The sequence below is a fragment of the Capillimicrobium parvum genome (genome assembly GCF_021172045.1).
In the GTDB taxonomy this organism is placed as follows: domain Bacteria; phylum Actinomycetota; class Thermoleophilia; order Solirubrobacterales; family Solirubrobacteraceae; genus Capillimicrobium; species Capillimicrobium parvum.
Genome location: NZ_CP087164.1, coordinates 1,686,749 through 1,702,519, shown reverse-complemented (window position 1 = coordinate 1,702,519; position 15,771 = coordinate 1,686,749). Strand labels below are relative to the sequence as shown.

At 72.7% G+C, this 15,771-nt stretch carries 14 protein-coding genes; 5 read left to right on the top strand and 9 right to left on the bottom strand.

Annotated features, from left to right (window positions below; all coding sequences use genetic code 11):
- Nucleotides 1-29 precede the first annotated feature (29 nt).
- The gene (locus tag DSM104329_RS08405; RefSeq protein WP_259314983.1) at nt 30-1,091 is read left to right on the top strand and encodes an alpha-hydroxy acid oxidase; all 1,062 of its coding nucleotides are present in this window, start codon (nt 30-32) and stop codon (nt 1,089-1,091) included.
- Entirely contained in the window at nt 1,088-1,858 is a 771-nt protein-coding gene (locus DSM104329_RS08400) for an HpcH/HpaI aldolase family protein (RefSeq protein ID WP_259314982.1), read from the top strand. The genes DSM104329_RS08405 and DSM104329_RS08400 overlap by 4 nt, the downstream gene beginning before the upstream one ends.
- Here DSM104329_RS08400 and hpaD read toward each other — a convergent pair.
- From hpaD to hpaE, 3 genes are read right to left on the bottom strand one after another with little or no spacing between them, the layout of a single operon-like run.
- Complete coding sequence (gene hpaD, locus DSM104329_RS08395; protein ID WP_259314981.1) at nt 1,848-2,861, bottom strand: 3,4-dihydroxyphenylacetate 2,3-dioxygenase; 1,014 nt, start codon at nt 2,859-2,861, stop codon at nt 1,848-1,850. The two genes, DSM104329_RS08400 and hpaD, sit on opposite strands and share 11 nt — an antisense overlap.
- Nucleotides 2,858-3,520, bottom strand: coding sequence for a GntR family transcriptional regulator (locus DSM104329_RS08390; protein ID WP_259314980.1), 663 nt, complete (start codon nt 3,518-3,520; stop codon nt 2,858-2,860). Before DSM104329_RS08390 ends, hpaD begins: the two co-directional genes overlap by 4 nt.
- Nucleotides 3,520-5,019 carry a 5-carboxymethyl-2-hydroxymuconate semialdehyde dehydrogenase gene (hpaE, locus tag DSM104329_RS08385; protein WP_259314979.1) on the bottom strand — a complete coding sequence of 500 codons (1,500 nt, stop codon included), beginning with the start codon at nt 5,017-5,019 and terminating at the stop codon, nt 3,520-3,522. Before hpaE ends, DSM104329_RS08390 begins: the two co-directional genes overlap by 1 nt.
- Before the next feature lie 38 nt (nt 5,020-5,057).
- Between hpaE and DSM104329_RS08380 the strand changes: the two genes are divergently transcribed.
- Nucleotides 5,058-6,485, top strand: coding sequence for a fumarylacetoacetate hydrolase family protein (locus tag DSM104329_RS08380; RefSeq protein ID WP_259314978.1), 1,428 nt, complete (start codon nt 5,058-5,060; stop codon nt 6,483-6,485).
- Nucleotides 6,482-7,384: a 4-hydroxy-tetrahydrodipicolinate synthase gene (gene dapA, locus DSM104329_RS08375; protein ID WP_259314977.1), complete on the top strand. Its 903-nt coding sequence runs from the start codon at nt 6,482-6,484 to the stop codon at nt 7,382-7,384. The genes DSM104329_RS08380 and dapA overlap by 4 nt, the downstream gene beginning before the upstream one ends.
- 45 nt (nt 7,385-7,429) lie before the next feature.
- On the opposite strand, the gene hpaB is transcribed toward dapA, so the two are convergent.
- Together hpaB and DSM104329_RS08365 are read right to left on the bottom strand one after the other, a co-directional pair.
- Nucleotides 7,430-8,902, bottom strand: a complete 1,473-nt coding sequence (gene hpaB / locus DSM104329_RS08370; protein WP_259314976.1) for a 4-hydroxyphenylacetate 3-monooxygenase, oxygenase component — start codon at nt 8,900-8,902, stop codon at nt 7,430-7,432.
- A 14-nt stretch (nt 8,903-8,916) separates the two neighbouring features.
- Nucleotides 8,917-9,456 carry a flavin reductase family protein gene (locus DSM104329_RS08365; protein ID WP_259314975.1) on the bottom strand — a complete coding sequence of 180 codons (540 nt, stop codon included), beginning with the start codon at nt 9,454-9,456 and terminating at the stop codon, nt 8,917-8,919.
- Nucleotides 9,457-9,532: 76 nt separating this feature from the next.
- Between DSM104329_RS08365 and DSM104329_RS08360 the strand changes: the two genes are divergently transcribed.
- Entirely contained in the window at nt 9,533-10,216 is a 684-nt protein-coding gene (locus DSM104329_RS08360) for an IclR family transcriptional regulator (RefSeq protein ID WP_259314974.1), read from the top strand.
- Nucleotides 10,217-10,225: 9 nt separating this feature from the next.
- Here DSM104329_RS08360 and DSM104329_RS08355 read toward each other — a convergent pair whose 3' ends face one another.
- From DSM104329_RS08355 to DSM104329_RS08340, 4 genes are all read right to left on the bottom strand, one after another.
- Nucleotides 10,226-11,101 (bottom strand): YihY/virulence factor BrkB family protein, encoded by an 876-nt coding sequence (locus tag DSM104329_RS08355; protein ID WP_259314973.1) that lies wholly within the window; start codon nt 11,099-11,101, stop codon nt 10,226-10,228.
- 43 nt (nt 11,102-11,144) lie between these two features.
- Nucleotides 11,145-12,764 carry a hypothetical protein gene (locus DSM104329_RS08350; protein WP_259314972.1) on the bottom strand — a complete coding sequence of 540 codons (1,620 nt, stop codon included), beginning with the start codon at nt 12,762-12,764 and terminating at the stop codon, nt 11,145-11,147.
- Between the two features lie 485 nt (nt 12,765-13,249).
- Nucleotides 13,250-14,443, bottom strand: a complete 1,194-nt coding sequence (locus tag DSM104329_RS08345) for a cytochrome P450 (RefSeq protein WP_259314971.1) — start codon at nt 14,441-14,443, stop codon at nt 13,250-13,252.
- Between the two features lie 10 nt (nt 14,444-14,453).
- Entirely contained in the window at nt 14,454-15,749 is a 1,296-nt protein-coding gene (locus DSM104329_RS08340) for a cytochrome P450 (protein WP_259314970.1), read from the bottom strand.
- Nucleotides 15,750-15,771 lie beyond the last annotated feature (22 nt).

Here is a 15,771-nt window from a genome sequence, read left to right as displayed (position 1 = left end):
AGAGCAGACAAATTGACAAACTACGCGCCATGGCCGAGGTCCGAGACGCCGAGTTCCTGAACCTCCACGACGTCGAGGCGTGTGCGCGCGACGTGCTCGACCCAGCGACGTTCGCCTTCCTGGCCGGCGGCGCGGGCGACGAGGTGACGCTGCGGCGCAACCGCGCAGCGTTCGAGCGCTGCCGGCTCGTGCCGCGCGTGCTCGTCGACGTCGGTGCGGCCACCACCGCCACGACCGTCCTGGGGCGGCCGGCGGCGATGCCCGTCGTGGTCGCCCCGATGGGGATCCAGCGGGCGGTGCATCCCGAGGGCGAATGCGCGACCGCGCGCGCCGCGGCGGCGGGCGGCACCACGCTGTGTCTGTCGAACATCTCGACGTGCGCGCCGGCCGACGTCGCCGCCGCGGGCGGGCCGTGGTGGCAGCAGCTCTACTCCTGGCGCGACCACGGGCTGACGCGCGGCGTCGTCGAGCAGGCCGAGGCGTGCGGCGCCGAAGCGATCGTGCTGACCGTCGACAGTGGAGTCGTCCCGCGGCGCGAGCGCGCGCTGCGCGCCGGGTTCGCCTTCCCGGACACGCTGGAGGTCCCGGTGTGCGGCGGACGCACGCCCGCCGACCTCCACGTTCAGGTGGACGTGACGCTCAGCTGGAGCACGTTCGAGCGCATCGCCGGCCTGACGCGCCTGCCGCTCGTCCTCAAGGGCATCCTCTCCCCCGCCGACGCGGCGCTGGCCTGCGAGCACGGCGTCGCCGGGATCGTGGTCTCCAATCACGGCGGCCGCCAGCTCGACGGCACGCCGGCGCCGCTCGAGGTGCTGGCCGCGGTGGTGGAAGCGGTCGCCGGGCGCGCCGAGGTGCTGCTCGACAGCGGGGTGCGGCGCGGGACGGACGTGCTCGCCGCCCTGGCGCTCGGCGCACGGGCGGTGATGGTCGGCCGGCCGGTGATCTATGCGCTGGCGGCGGCGGGCGAGGCGGGCGTCGCCCGCGTGCTCGAGCTGCTGCGGGCGGAGATCGAGCAGGGCCTCACGCTGCTCGGCTGCACGTCGCCCGACGACGTGGGGCAGGAGCATGTGCTGATCGGAGCGACGTGGTGAGCGGCGACGTGCGCGCCCGGCTCGAGGCGGGCGAGCAGCTCGTCGGCACGTTCGCGGGCCTGCGCGATCCTGCCGCGTGCGAGGTGCTGGGCGCGCTCGGCTTCGACGCGGTGTGCATCGACGGCGAGCACGGCGCGATGGGCATCGAGACGATCGAGCGGCTCGTCGCGGCGACCGAGCGCGGCGGCTCCGCCTCGGCGCTCGTGCGGGTGGCCGGCAACGACCCGGTGGCGATCGCCACGGCGCTCGACACGGGCGCGGCCGGCATCGTGGTGCCGCGGGTCGAGTCCGGCGCCGAAGCGGCGGCCGCGGTCGACGCGGCGCGCTACCCGCCGCTGGGCCGGCGCGGCATCGGACCGTCGCGCGCGGCGCGTTACGGCGCAGGCGTCCTCGACTATCGGCAGCGCGCGAACGACGAGCTGCTGCTGGCGATCCAGGTCGAGACCTGGGCGGCGGTGCAGCGCCTGGACGACCTGCTGGCCGTGGAGGGGGTCGACCTGCTGTTCGTCGGGCCGACCGACCTCGCCTCGTCGATGGGCCTCAACGACCCGGCGGGCCCGGAGATGCGCGAGACGATCGCGGGCGTCCTCGAGCGCGCCCGCGCGGCGGCGCGGCGCACCGGCATCTTCGCGTTCGGTCCCGACGACGCGGCGGACTGGCTCGAGGCCGGGGTCAACCTCGTGCTGATGGGCTCTGACCTGACGTGGCTCGGGCGCGGCGCGCGCGACGCGCTCGCGCCTCTGCGCCGACCGCCGCTCAGGCCATGATCTCCGTGCGCTCGTCGACGCCCGCGGCGCGGGTCTCGACGACTCGGCCGTCGAGGTCGAGCACCACCGAGGACTCCTCGTACCAGCGGTCCGGCGCGCGCGTGCCCCAGAACGACCGGCACCGCGGATCGGTCACGCTCCAGCGCTTCGGCGGGTGGTCCGGGTCGCCGGTGTAGTAGTCGCAGGTGTACAGCTCGATGCGATGGCCGTCGGGGTCGCGCAGGTACACGAAGAAGGCGTTCGAGACGCCGTGGCGCCCCGGGCCGCGCTCGATCGCCTCGACCCAGCCGCCGGCCGCGAGCTGATCGCACACGCGCAGCACGCTGCTCGGCTCGGCCAGCCACATCGCGAAGTGGTGCAGGCGCGGGCCGGTACCGGCGGTGAGCGCGACGTCGTGCACGGTCGGCTTGCGGCGCAGCCACGCGCCGGTGAGCTTCTCGTCCTCACCGTCGGTCGAGATGTACTCGGTCGCGCGGAAGCCGAGCTCCTGCCAGAACCGGAACGCCGCCTCCGGGTCCGGTGAGTGGAAGTTCAGGTGGTCGAAGCGCAGGATCGGCGCGCCGCGCTGCAGGTGGAACGCCTGCGTGTTGCTGTCGACGCGGTCCATGTCGTGGAAGAACTCGAGCGGGAAGCCGAGCGGATCCTGGACGCGGATGGCGCGGCCCTGGCCGGGCTCGCCGGTGTGCTCGCGGACCGGGCAGCCGCGGCGCTCGAAGTCCGCGGCGATGACGTCGAGGTCCGCGTCGCCCGCCACCCGGAAGGAGACGTGGTCGATCGCCGGCTCGTCGCCCACGCGCAGCACCAGGCTGTGATGCAGGTACTCCTCCCACCCGCGCAGGTACGCGGCCTCGGCGGTGCGCTCGGTGACGATCATCCCGAGCAGCTCGTCGTAGAAGTGCAGCGACGCGTCGAGGTCGCGCACGACGAGCTCCACGTGCGCCGCGCGCATGATGTCGAACGGCGGGCGCTTGACCTCGCCGATCAGCTCTTGGACCCGGCTCATGACGTCTCCTCGTCGTTCAGGCGCTGCTGGTACGCGGCCACCGTGTGCATCTTGTGCTCGCGCGCGACCATCTCGATCGCGATCGGGTCGGCCCCGCGCTCGATGCGCTCCATCAGCGCCTCGTGCTCGGCCAGCGACGCGCGCCCACGCGTGGGGATGAACATGAAGATCGAGCTGCGCAGCGTGTTCAGCCGTTCCTGGATCGTCTCGAGCTCGCGACGCAGATGGCCGTTGGGACAGCGGTCGTAGATGACCTGGTGGAAGGCCTGGTTGGCCTTCGAGATCTCCAGCACGTCGAGCTCCTCGATCGCCGCGAGCATGCGGGCGTTGAGCTCGGCCATCCGGGCGAGGTCGCCGGCGGTGATGTGCGGGGCGGCGAGCGCGGTCGCGTAGCCCTCGAGGACAGCGAGCGTCGCGGTCGCCTCGGTCCAGGAGGCGGCGTCGATCGGCGCGACCTGGAAGCCCTGGTTGCGCACGTAGGCGACCCAGCCCTCGGCCTCGAGGCGGCGGATCGCCTCGCGCACCGGCATCTGGCTGACACCGAGCTCGCGGGCGAGGGCGTCGATCACGAGCCGGTGGCCCGGCCCGTAGACGCCCTCGAGGATCCGCCCGCGCAGCAGCGAGTACGTGCGCTCCAGCTTGCTCGGCGCGACCGTCATCAGCCGCCGCCCAGTCCCAGCCGGGGGACGTGCGGCGTGCCGAGCGCGACGTGGATGGTCTCCTGGTCGCAGTAGAACTCGAACGAGTACTCGCCGCCCTCGCGGCCGATCCCGCTGCCCTTGACGCCGCCGAACGGCGTGCGCAGGTCGCGGACGTTCTGGGAGTTCACCCAGCACAGACCGGTGTCGATGGACTGCGCGACGCGGTGCGCGCGCGTGAGGTCGTTGGTCCAGACGTACGCGGCCAGGCCGTACTTCGTCGCGTTGGCGAGCCGGACGGCCTCGCCCTCGTCGGTGAACGGCATCGCGACGAGCACGGGACCGAAGATCTCCTCCTGGAAGACCTTCATGTCCTCGCTGACGTCGGCGATGACGGTCGCGGCGAGGTAGTTGCCGTCGGGCAGGTGCGCCGGACGGTCGCCGCCGGCGAGGATGCGCGCGCCGGCCTCGCGCGCCCCGGCGATGTAGCCGAGCACGCGCTCGTGGTGCTCGGGCCGGATGAGGGGGCCGAGCTCGGTCTGCGCGTCGAACGGGTCGCCGACGCGGATGTTGCGCGCCCGCGCCGCCACCGCCTCGACCAGCCGCTCGTAGAGGCCCTCCTGCACGAGCAGCCGCGAGCCGGCCGTGCAGCGCTGGCCGTTCATGGAGAAGATCTGGAAGACGACCGCGTCGACGAGGCGCTCGAAGTCCGCGCCGGCGTCGTCGAAGACCACGACCGGCGACTTGCCGCCCAGCTCGAACGACGTGCGCTTCAGCGTCGGCGAGCCCGCGGCCATGATGATCGAGCCGGTCGTCGTCTCCCCCGTGAAGCAGATGAGGTTCACGCCGGGGTGCGCGGACAGCGGTGCCCCCGCCGCCTCGCCGAAGCCGTGGATGACGTTGAAGACCCCCTCGGGGAGCTCCGCCTCGGCCATCAGCTCGGCCAGGCGCGTCGCGGTCAGCGGCGACCACTCGGCGGGCTTGAGGACGATGGTGTTGCCCGCGGCCAGGCAGGGCGCGATGCGCCAGGTCGAGAGCATGAGCGGCGCGTTCCACGGCATGATCAGCCCGGCCACGCCGACCGGCTTGAACACCGAGTAGTTCAGGAACGAGCCGGTCTGCCACGCCTTGCCCGCCAGCTCCTCGATGACGCCGGCGAAGTAGTCGAAGTTCTCGGCCGCCCGCGCGGCGAGGCCCTTCATCTGGGCGATCGGCATGCCGATGTCGAGGCACTCGAGCGCGATGAACTCCTGCGCGTGCTCGCGGATGAGGTTCGCGATGCGGCGCAGCACGACGGCCCGCTCCTTCGCGGACATGCGCGGCCAGAGTCCCTCGTCGAACGCGCGGCGCGCCGCGGCGACGGCGGCGTCGACGTCGGCGGTGTCGCCGGCCGCGACCTCGGCGATGACCTCGTTGCTCGTCGGGTTCAGCGTGGTGAAGGTCCGGCCCCCGGCGCCGTCGCGGAAGTCGCCCGCGATGTAGTGCTGCTGGGCGCGGATCGCCGTCTCGGTGTCGATCATCGCGGCAATCGTATACGAAAGACGATAATGTGCGCCACATGGACCTCGAGTCACTGCGGCCGCCGAAGATCGTCGCCGTCCACCTGAACTTCCGCAGCCGCGCCGAGCAGCGCGGCCGGTTCCCGGCCCACCCCTCCTACTTCCTCAAGCCGTCGTCGTCGATCTCGCGCGACGGCGCGCCGGTCGTCCGGCCCCGCGGCTGCGAGCTGCTGGTCCTCGAGGGCGAGATCGGCGTGGTCATCGGTACCCGCGCGCGCAACGTCACGCCGCAGGAGGGCGCCGCGCACGTCGGCTGGATCACCGCGGCCAACGACTTCGGCGTCTACGACTTCCGCTGGGCCGACCGCGGCTCGAACGTCCTCGCCAAGGGCCAGGACGGGTTCACCCCCATCGGCCCGCGCCTCGTCCCGGCCGGCGAACTGGACCTCGGCGCGCTCGTCCTGCGCACCCGGGTCAACGGCGAGACCGTGCAGGAGGACAGCAGCGCGAACCTCATCTACGACTTCGGCGCGCTCGTGGCCGACCTGTCGCGCCTCATGACGCTCGAGCCGGGCGACCTCATCCTCACCGGCACGCCGGCCGGGTCGCAGCCGGTCCAGCCCGGCGACGTCGTCGAGGTCGAGATCGACGGCGTGGGCACGCTGCGCAACGAGATCGCCGAGGCCGAGACCGAGCTCGCGCACTACGGGGCGATGCCGAAGGTCAGCCCGCAGGTGCGCGCCGACGCGTACAACGCACCGGTCGCCCGCGAGCACGAGCTCTCGGCGCAGGCGCGTCACGCGCTGAACAGCGTCTCCACCGCCACCCTCACGGTCCAGCTGCGCAAGCGCGGCATCGCCAACACGTTCCTCGGCGGCCTGAAGCCGGCGCGCCCGGACCTGCGCCTGCTCGGCTACGCGCACACGCTGCGCTACGTCGCGATGCGCGAGGACGTCGTCAAGGCGCAGAGCGCGACGGGCGAGCTCAACGCCCAGAAGGCGACGATCGAGTCCCTGACCGCCGACGAGGTCCTGGTCATCGAGGCGCGCGACGAGGCCGGCGCCGGCACGATCGGCGACATCCTCGCGATGCGCGCACTGCGGCGCGGCGCGACGGGCATCGTCACCGACGGGGGCGTCCGCGACTCGCCGTCGTTCGGCGAGCTCGACGTGCCCACCTACTACCGGGCGCCGCACGCCGCGGTCCTCGGCCTCAAGCACTTCCCGCTCGAGGACAACGTGCCGGTCACCTGCGCCGGCGTGCTCGTCATGCCCGGCGACGTGATGGTCGGCGACGCCGAGGGCGTGCTGGTCATCCCCGCGGCGCTCGCCGAGGAGGTCGCGCTCGACGCCCTCGAGCAGGAGCGGCGCGAGGAGTGGGCCCTCGAGCGCGTCACCGCGGGCGAGAGCGTCCGTGACACGTACCCCCTCGCGAAGGATCGGCTGCCCGAATACGAAGCGTGGCGCGCCGCAAAGGAGGAGTCATGATCAAGGGAGCGATCACCCCGCTCATCACCCCGTTCACCGACGACGGCGAGCTCGACCTCGACACGATCGGGCCGCTGATCGACTGGCAGCTGTCGCAGGGCACGCACGCGATCTCGGTCGGCGGGTCGACCGGCGAGCCGACCTCCCAGACGATCGAGGAGCGCCTCGCGGTCATGCGGGCCGCGGCGAGCGCGATCGACGGGCGCGTCCCGTTCCTCCCCGGCACCGGCAGCGCGCTCATGCACGAGACGCTCGAGCTGACCGCCGAGGCCGCGCGACTGGGGGCGGCGGCGGCGCTCGTCGTCACGCCGTACTACGGGCGTGCGCAGCAGGAGGGGCTGTTCCGGTGGTACTCGCAGGTGGCGAGCGAGTTCCCGGACCTGCCGATCATCGTCTACAACGTGCCGATCCGCGCCGCGGTGGACATCACGCCGGCGACGGTCGGCCGGCTCCGCCGCGCGCACGAGAACATCGTCGGCATCAAGGAGACGACGAAGGACTTCGAGCACGTCTCCTACGTCCTCGACGAGTGCGGCACGGACTTCATCGCGCTGTCCGGGATCGAGCTGCTCTGCTACCCGATGCTCTGCCTCGGCGGCTCCGGGCACCTCAGCTGCGTCGGCAACTTCGCGCCGGTGCCGTGCGCGGAGCTGTACAACGCGTTCGCCGCGGGCGACCACGAGCGGGCGCGGCAGCTGCACTACGACCTGCACCCGCTCGTCGACGCCGCGTTCGCCGAGACCAACCCGGTCCCGGCGAAGTGGATCATGCACCGCATGGGGATCCTGCCTTCGGCCCACGCCCGCATCCCGCTCGCCCCGCTGAGCGAGGCGGGCCGGCAGAAGGTGCTGGCCCTCCTCGCCAGGAGCCCGCACGTCGGCGAGCTCGCCCCCGCCTGACGGCGAGTTGCGCTTTGGGTCCACCTCTCGGACCCAAAGCGCAGGTCAGGCCGCCGCGACCGGCTCGTCGGCACGGGCGAGGAACTCGCGCACCCGTGCCTTGTAGGGCTCGCGGTCGTACGAGTTGACGAACGCGCCCGCCATCCGCACCGGGTCGCCGAAGAAGTAGTACTCGTAGAGCGTCTGACGGCCGGCGAACGCGCTGATGCACGTGTCCCACGCCAGGCGGAACAGCCGCACGCGCTCGGCGCCGGTGAGCGTCGCCGACTGCAGGTAGGCCTCGATGTCGTCGTGGGCGGCGCCTTCGACGTCGGCCTCGGTCGGCAGCGCCATCAGGCCGCTGGCGCCGAGCTTGCGCAGGATCTCCGGGAAGCGCTGGTAGGTCTTCGGGTACCAGTTGCGGTTGGCGTTCAGCGGCTCCCAGCGCGGGGTCATCACGCCGTAGGCGTTCGGCGCGGCGTCCGCCTCCGCGGCGCGGACGAGCGCGCGCGACTGCTCGAGGGTGACGATCACCTCGGCGATGTCGGCCTGCACGTGCGGGAACTGCTCGATGCCGATCGCCTCGGTCATGCACGAGATCAGCCCGAGCAGGTACTCGGTCTTCGCCATCGTCCGGGTGGTGACCTGGTGGGTCATGTGCACCGCCGCCGACGTCTCGGCGTAGAAGCCGTTGCACATCTGCGGGTTGCCGAGCAGGAAGCAGCGCTCGTAGGGCACGTGGACGTCGTCGAAGACGACCACCGCGTCCATCTCCTCGAACCGCGAGCCGAGCGGGTGGTCGAAGTGGCTGCGGCCGTGGTCCATCGACTCGCGGCAGATGAAGCGCAGGCCGGGTGCGTCGCAGTTGATGGCGAACGCGAACGAGTACGGCGCGTCCTCGGGGTTGCCCTTGAGCACCGTCGACGGGAAGACCAGCAGCTCGTCGGCGGTCGGGCCGATCGTGGCGAGCAGGCGCGCGCCGCGCACGACGATGCCGTTGTCGTCCTCGCTCACGATGTGCGCGGTGAGCTTGCCGCCCATCTGCTGGCCGGCGCCCTGGCTGCGGTTCGCCTGCGGCGGGATGAGCGTGTGGGTGGTGAGCAGGTCCTGCTCGCGCACCATCTCGTAGTAGCGCTTGATGTTGCCGGCGAACGCGGGATCGGCCTGCGCGAACCAGTCGCCGGCCTCCGACAGGGCCATGAGGCAGGAGTTGAGGTAGTCGCCGGTGCGGCCGAGGGTGCCGAGGCTGTCGTCGGCCCAGACCTTGAACGCCTCCCGGCGCTTGACCAGGTCCTCGTGCGTGCGCGGGACCATGAACGACGTGCCGACCCGCTCGCCGCTCGTCGGCGACTCGTAGGTCATGACGTCGCGGTGCTCGGGCGCGTGCTGCAGGTCGTACAGGCGCGCGTAGGTGCGCGTCAGGTTGCGGAACGCCGGATGGTCGGGGATGCCGCCCTCCAGCGTCTCTCCGCCGATCTGGACCGTCGTCTTCAGGCTCGACAGACGATCGAGGTACTCCTGGCCGGTGCGTGCGCCCATGTGACTGGTTTCTCCTAGATGAGGTGCTCGTGGCCGAGTTGCTCCTCGGCCAGGATGGTGAAGCGGCTGGTGAGGAAGGCGAGCGCGTCGCCGTCGCGGAAGTCGTAGCCGGCGACCTCGCCGAGGAACAGCGTGTGGTCGCCCGCGTCGTAGGCCCGCCACGGCGTGCACTCGAGATGGGCGAGGACGCCGGTCAGCCGCGGCGCGTGCTCCCCCTCGATCCAGGACAGCTCGATCGGGGGGCCACCCGCGAAGCAGCGGGCGACGGGCTCCTGCTCGGCGCCGAGCACGTTGACCGTGAAGGCCCGGCCCCGCAGGAGGTCGTGCGAGCGCGCGCGCTTGCCGACGCTGACGAGCACGAGCGGCGGGTCGAGCGAGACCGACGTGAACGAGTTGACGGTGATGCCGTGGCGCTCGCCGGGGCCCGCCGGGCCGCCGAACGTGACGACCGCGACGCCGGTGGCGAAACGGCCGAGGCAGGAACGCAGCCCGGACCGGGCGGCGGCCTCCGGGTCGATGACGGGACGGCGCGGCTTGCCGGCTCTCTCTCCCATGACCGGCAACGTACACTATCTGTTCGTTGCGCACAACTGTTGTACACCGAGCGGACGGGGCAGTACGGTCCCCCGCGTGACGGAGCGCTCGTCCAGCGGCGGCTCGCAGACCCTCGAACGGGGCCTCCGGCTCCTGCGCGTGCTCGCCGACCACCCCGGCGGGCTCTCGGTGTCCGAGCTCGCGGCAGCGATGGGCACGCACCGCGCCGGGATCTACCGGCTGCTCGGCCCGCTCGTCGACCAGCGCCTCGTCGTGCGCGCCGACGACGGCCGTCACACGCTCGGCGCGGGCCTCATCGAGCTCGCCAGCCGCGTGCGCCCGCGCCTGCAGGAGGTGGCGGTCGCCGAACTGCGCCGGCTGGCCGACGAGCTCGGCGCGACGACCGCTCTGACCGTGCGCGACGGCGAGGACGCGGTCGTCGCCGCCGTCGTCGAGCCGCGCAACACCGACATGCACGTCGCCTACCGGACCGGGCTGCGCCACCGGCTCGATCAGGCGGCGTCGGGGATCGCCATCCTCGCGGCGCTCGAGCCGCGGCCCGGCGAGCGCGACGCGATCCGGGTCGCGCGCGAGCGCGGCTGGTCACAGTCGACGAGCGAACTGCTGCCGGGCGCCACCGGAATCGGCGCCGCGATCCGCCCGCCCGGCGCAACGGCGGAGGCCTCGATCAGCGCGGTGTGGACCGATGCCCGCGACCCGGCGGACGCCGCGGGCCCGCTCGTCCGGTCGGCGGCGGCGATCGCAGCCGTCCTCGGCTGAGGCGCGCCGTCAGGCCGCGGGCGCGGCCGGCGGTCCGTCCCGCCCCTCGCCGAGCACGGCGCCCACGACCGAGCAGCCCACGAGCACGAACCCCGCGCCGACCAGCCACGAGACCAGCGCGATCGCGATGCCGATCGACCCGTAGCGGTCGGCCGACTCCTCGATCGCGCGCGGCATGTAGATGACCGAGCCGATGCCGAGGGCGGTCATGCCGATCCCCGTGAGGATCCCGGTGGGCACCAGCGCCCGCCAGGGGACGCGCCGCGAGAGCAGGACGAACGGCGTCAGCAGCCAGATCATGAACGCGGTGGCCAGCGCCATGATCAGCGCCACGAGCGGGCCCGTGGCGTCGGCGATCGCCGCACGCACCGGCACCAGCAGGCTCACCACGATGGCGACCCCCAGCAGCCACGCCAGGCCCGCGGGGGTCGCCCGCACGCCGAGCGACCGCAGCCGCCAGCTGCGCTCGTAGACGCGCTGCAGCCCGCGGGTGAAGCTCAGCGCCGAGGCGAGCAGGAGCACGACGCCGGCGATCGAGACGGTCTGGCGGACATCGCTCGGCGGCGCGAACAGGCTCTGGACGAGCTCGGCGGTCGAGCCGGTGAGCCTGAAGCGGCGGATCATGCCGTCGGCGAAGTCCGCGCCGTTGACGGGGGAGATCGAGCCGAGCACGACGCCCAGCGGGATGAGCGACGTGAAGCTCAGCGAGGCCAGCGCGATCGACCGGTCGACGAACTCGACCTCGACGAGGCGCTCGAGGCAGCGCTGCCCGAACTCGATCGCGCGCGCCAGGTGCCCGCGGAACCGGCTTGCCTCCGCGCGGGCGCGCGCCGCCTCCTTCCACCGCGCGGAGGGCTTGGGAGGTGGTTCGTCCGGCGGCCGCATGCGCCCCCGAGCCTACGGCGACCCGGGGGCGCCGCGCCGCGCATCAGCGGGCGGCGCGCAGGCGGACGACCCGTGGCTTGGCCCTGACCACCGCCCCGTCGCGCCCGCGCACGGAGACGGCGATGCGGTAGCGCTCGCCGCGGCGCAGCCGCAGGGTCCGCGCGACCGGGCCGGCCTGCGCGACATCGAAGCGGATCGTCTTCGCCCGCACCCAGCGCGTGCGTGCCCTCTTCGCCACCGACGCCGGGCCGGACGCCGCCCGGCCCTTCACCCGCCGCGCGATCTTCACCGTCACCCGGCCGGGCGCGGTGAGCACGAGCCGTAGGCGGCCGCGCGCACCGATGCGCAGCTTCGACATCGCCAGCGCGGCGACCGGCGCGCCCGCCGCGGGCGGCGCCGCCCCTGCGAAGCCGACCGCCACCGCCGTGTCCTGCGTGCGGTCCGGCGAACCGTGCGCGGCGAACGTCTGCACGAAGCAGGCCAGCGCCGTGCAGTCGACCCGGTTGCCGGACCCGTGGGTGTAGGCCGCGCCGATGGTCAGCGTGGTCGAGAACGTGCCGGTGGAGCTGAGCACGTCCTGCGTCGCACTCGGGGCAGCGCCCGGGTGCACCCACTTGGTGGTCTGGTAGGCGCCCGCGTTCGTCGTGCCGGCGGCCGGCCCGAACGCGACGTAGATCCCGGGCTCCGCGGGCCTGAAGCCGGAGCCGGTGACCGCGATCGTCGTCGCGCCGAACGGGCTCAGGCCGGACGAGGGGCTCACCGAGATGGCGGGCGTGCCCGGACCGGGACCGGGGCCGGGGCCAGGGCCCAGGTCGCCGCCGAAGGTCACCGGCGTGAACGTGTCGAACCCTCGATAGGCCCCGCCGCGCGCGGCGAACGTCAGGATCTGGCACGGCGTCGCCTCGTCGGTGCAGTCGACCTCGGTGACGGTCCCGTCGCGCGCCGTCACGGCGTACTGCGCCTTCACCGCGGCGAGGTCGAGCGCGAAGCTCCCGTCGGCCTGCAGCTTGACCATCGTCGGCGTCACCGGGTTCGGCGTGACCTGCACGACCTTCTGGTAGCGCGAGGCATCGACGTGGTAGTTCGGTCCCCTGGGGCCGAACGCGACGTAGAAGCCGTTGCCGCCGTTGGCCGCGGGATCGAAGCCCTCGCCCTCGGTGTGGATGTCGGCCTCGTCCGGGTCGAGGTCCGCGACCGGCGTCGCGGCCAGGGCCGGCAGGAAGATCGGCGTCACCGTGTCCTGCGTGCGGTCCGGCACGCCGTCGGCCTTCACCGTGAAGACGGCGCAGCGCTCGACGGCGCAGTCGGTCTCGCGCCCGTCGCCCTCGGTCCAGGCGCGGCGCACCTCGAGTGTCGTGGCGAACGTGCCGTCCGCCCGGGCGCCGGTGTCGCTGGACGCCGGGAGGTACTGCGCGGTCTGGAACGCGCCCTGGCTGCTGATCGGCGCGTCCTCGCGCCCGAACATGACGTAGATGCCGGGCGGCGTGGCGGCGAAGCCGGCCCCGGTCACGCTGAGCCTGACGACGCCGTCGTCGGCGGGCGCCGACTGCGTGACGGCGACGGCGGGCGCGGCGAGCGCCGGCGTGGCGGTCGCGGCCAGCACGGCCGCGACGACGGCGAGCGCGCCGGCCAGCCGGCGCATGGTCCTGCGGGTGGGGTGCATCGGGCCTCGGTTCTCAGACGAGCGGATTATTAGGGTGACCTAACAACGCGAAGCGTACCATGTGCATTAGGGTGCCCTAATAGATCGGCCCGCATGCTGACACCCGCCCTCTCGGCGCCCGTTCTCGCCGCGCTCCTGCCGGCCGCCGCCCCGGCCGCCACGACGATCGCCTTCGACGGCGCTGAGGTCCGCCGGCGTCCGGCCGGCGGCCGTCGCGCCCGCGACGATCTCGGGTTCCACGGTGTCGCTGCCGGTGACGCGCGTGCGCGGCGCGGCGGTCGACCACGCCGCGTCGCCCCGCAGCGATCCGCCGACGGGCCACGCTGACCTGGACCGCCATCCCGGCGACGATCGCGGCCAGCGGCGAGGAGCTCGTCGCCGCGTTCACGAGATCGCCCGACCGTCCGTCGCTGGGCGACACCAGCGCGCTCGACCCGCCGACCGTCGTCGCGCGGGTCGGGGGATAGCCGGGCCCGCGCGGCGTGTCAGGCGGCGGCCGGCGAGCAGGCGGGCGCGACCGGCATGGTCAGAAAGCCGCGCACCGCGTGGCTCGGCGCGAGCTCGGGCTCACCCGTCAGCTCGTAGTGCGGCATCCGGCGCAGAACGGTCTCGAGCACGATCTGGCCCTCGAGGCGGGCCATCGGAGCGCCGAGACAGTGGTGGATGCCGTCGCCGAAGGACAGCTGGCGACCACCCGTGCGGTGCACGTCGAAGCGGTCCGCATCGGGGAACTTGCGCTCGTCGCGGTTCGCTGCGCCGTACAGGACGTAGACCGGCGCTCCGGCCGGCACCCGCCGGCCGTGCAGCTCGACCGCCTGCGTCGTCGTGCGCTTGAAGCTCTGCTGTGGGCCGTCGAAGCGGAGGACCTCCTCGATCGCCGCCGGCAGGCCGTCCGGGTTCGCGGCCAGCCACGTTCGCTGGTCGGGATGCAGGGCGAGCCAGTACAGCGCGTTCGTGAGCATGCACCCGACGTTCTCGAACCCTCCGACGTAGATGAGCAGAGCCATGCCGGGGGCCTCGCCCGCGAGCGGCACGCCGTCGATCGTCGCCGTGGCGATCGCCGAGAGCAGGTCGTCGCGCGGCGCGCGGCGCCGCTCATCGATGATCACTTCGAAGTACTCCATGAGCGCCATTCCGGCCTCCTCGGAGCTCGCCGGCGGCACCGTCTGGTCGACCTCGCGGCGCATGAACGCGATGCCGAGGTCGCGCAACCGGTCGGCGTCCTCGCGCGGGAACCCGAGCAGCACGCCCATCGCCCGTGACGGCAGCAGCCAGGCGAGGTCGACCGCGAGATCCGCCTCCGGTCGCACCGCGATGTCCGCGACGAGCGCCTCGGCCTCGCGCCGGATGCCCGCCTCGGTGAGGTCGCGGATCGTCCGCAGGCCGAACGCCTGCTTGACGACCGCGCGCATCTTGCCGTGCACAGGCGGGTCCTGGGCGAGGAAGAACCCGGGACCGAGCAGGTCGCCGGCGTTGTCGATGTCGACGCCCTTCGTCACCGTGAAGCGCTCCCAATCGCGGCTCACCATCGCCACGTCGTCGTAGCGCGAAACCGCCCAGAACCCCCGATCGGGGTTGTGGTAGAGCGGCGCCTCGTCGCGCAGGCGCCGGTAGATCGGGTACGGGTCGGCGTGGGCCTGCGCGCCGTAGGGATCGTAGATCAGCCGCGTCTCGGCCATCGCACCCTCCTCATGTCCGCCGGCGAGGGGACGGTGTCCCTGTCGGCGAGGACGCCGGCGGCGCGTCCCACTGGACCCACAGCGATTCGTATCCGCGCAGCCACATGTGTCGCACGCGCTGCGGCGGGCGATCCTCGACACGCCGCAGGTTGGGACAGCGCTCGAGCAGGAGCTCGAGCGCCACACGCTGCTCGAGCCGCGCGAGCTGAGCTCCGGAGCAGTAGTGCGTCCCCTTCCCGAACCCCAGGTGGCGATCGACGTCGGGGCGATCGATGGCGAACGTGTCCGGATCGGCGAAGCACGCCGGATCGTGGTTGGCCGACCCGTAGGACAGAAGGACTCGAGCGTCGGCGGGGATCGTGACGCCGCCCACTTCGACGTCGTCCAGCGCACGGATGAACGTGCCGTGGACCGGCGGCTCGAAGCGGAGCGCCTCCTCGACCAGCGCCGGGATCTTGCCGGGGTCGGCCCGTACGTCGGCCATCAGATCCGGACCGTCGAGCAGCTCGGTGAGCTCCTCGAGCAGGAGCAGCGTGCCCGTCACGTGTCCGGCCGTCATCACCTGGATCGGGAGGTTGACGATGTCCTCCAGCGCGAGGTTGATCTCCGGGTCGGCGTGCAGCTCGCGGACCAGGTGGCTGAGGAGATCCTCGCGCGGGCTGCGCTCGCGGTCGCGAAGGTGGTCCAGCACGTAGTTCTGGAACGCCACGAACTGCGCGGCCGCAGCGACCATCGCCTCCGTCTCCACCGGCGCGTCGGAGAACAGCAGCACCCACTCGTCGCCCCAGGTCTTGAGCAGCTCCATGTCCTCGCCGGGAAACCCGAGGAGCTCCAACGCCACGAGCGCGGGGAACGGCCACGCCAGCTTCTCACCCAGTTCGGCGATCCCGTCAGGCGCGAACCCGTCGATCAGCTCGCGGGCGATCGTGCGGACGCGCGGCTCCATCGCGGCGGTCTGACGCCGCGACATCGCCTTGGTCACGACGCGCTTGAGCGGCGTGTGCTCCGGCGGATCGTTGTTGCTGAGGAAGTAGTGCCACGAGTAGCCCTTGTCGAGCTCCCGCTGCACCTCCTCGGGCCACGGACGGGCGGGCGCGAAGTCATCGCACTTCGAGAAGCCGGAGACGTCCTTGAGCACCGCCTCGACATCGTGATAGCGCGTCACGAACCAGAGGTCGTACTTCGGGCTGTAGAAGACCGGCTCATGCTCGCGCGCTTCGGCCCAGAGCGCGTAGCGACCGTCGGCCTGGCTCGGGTCGAGCGGGTCGAACCGGCAGCCGATGTCCGAGATGTGTCCTGACGCCACGGGTCAATGCTCCGTCTGTGGG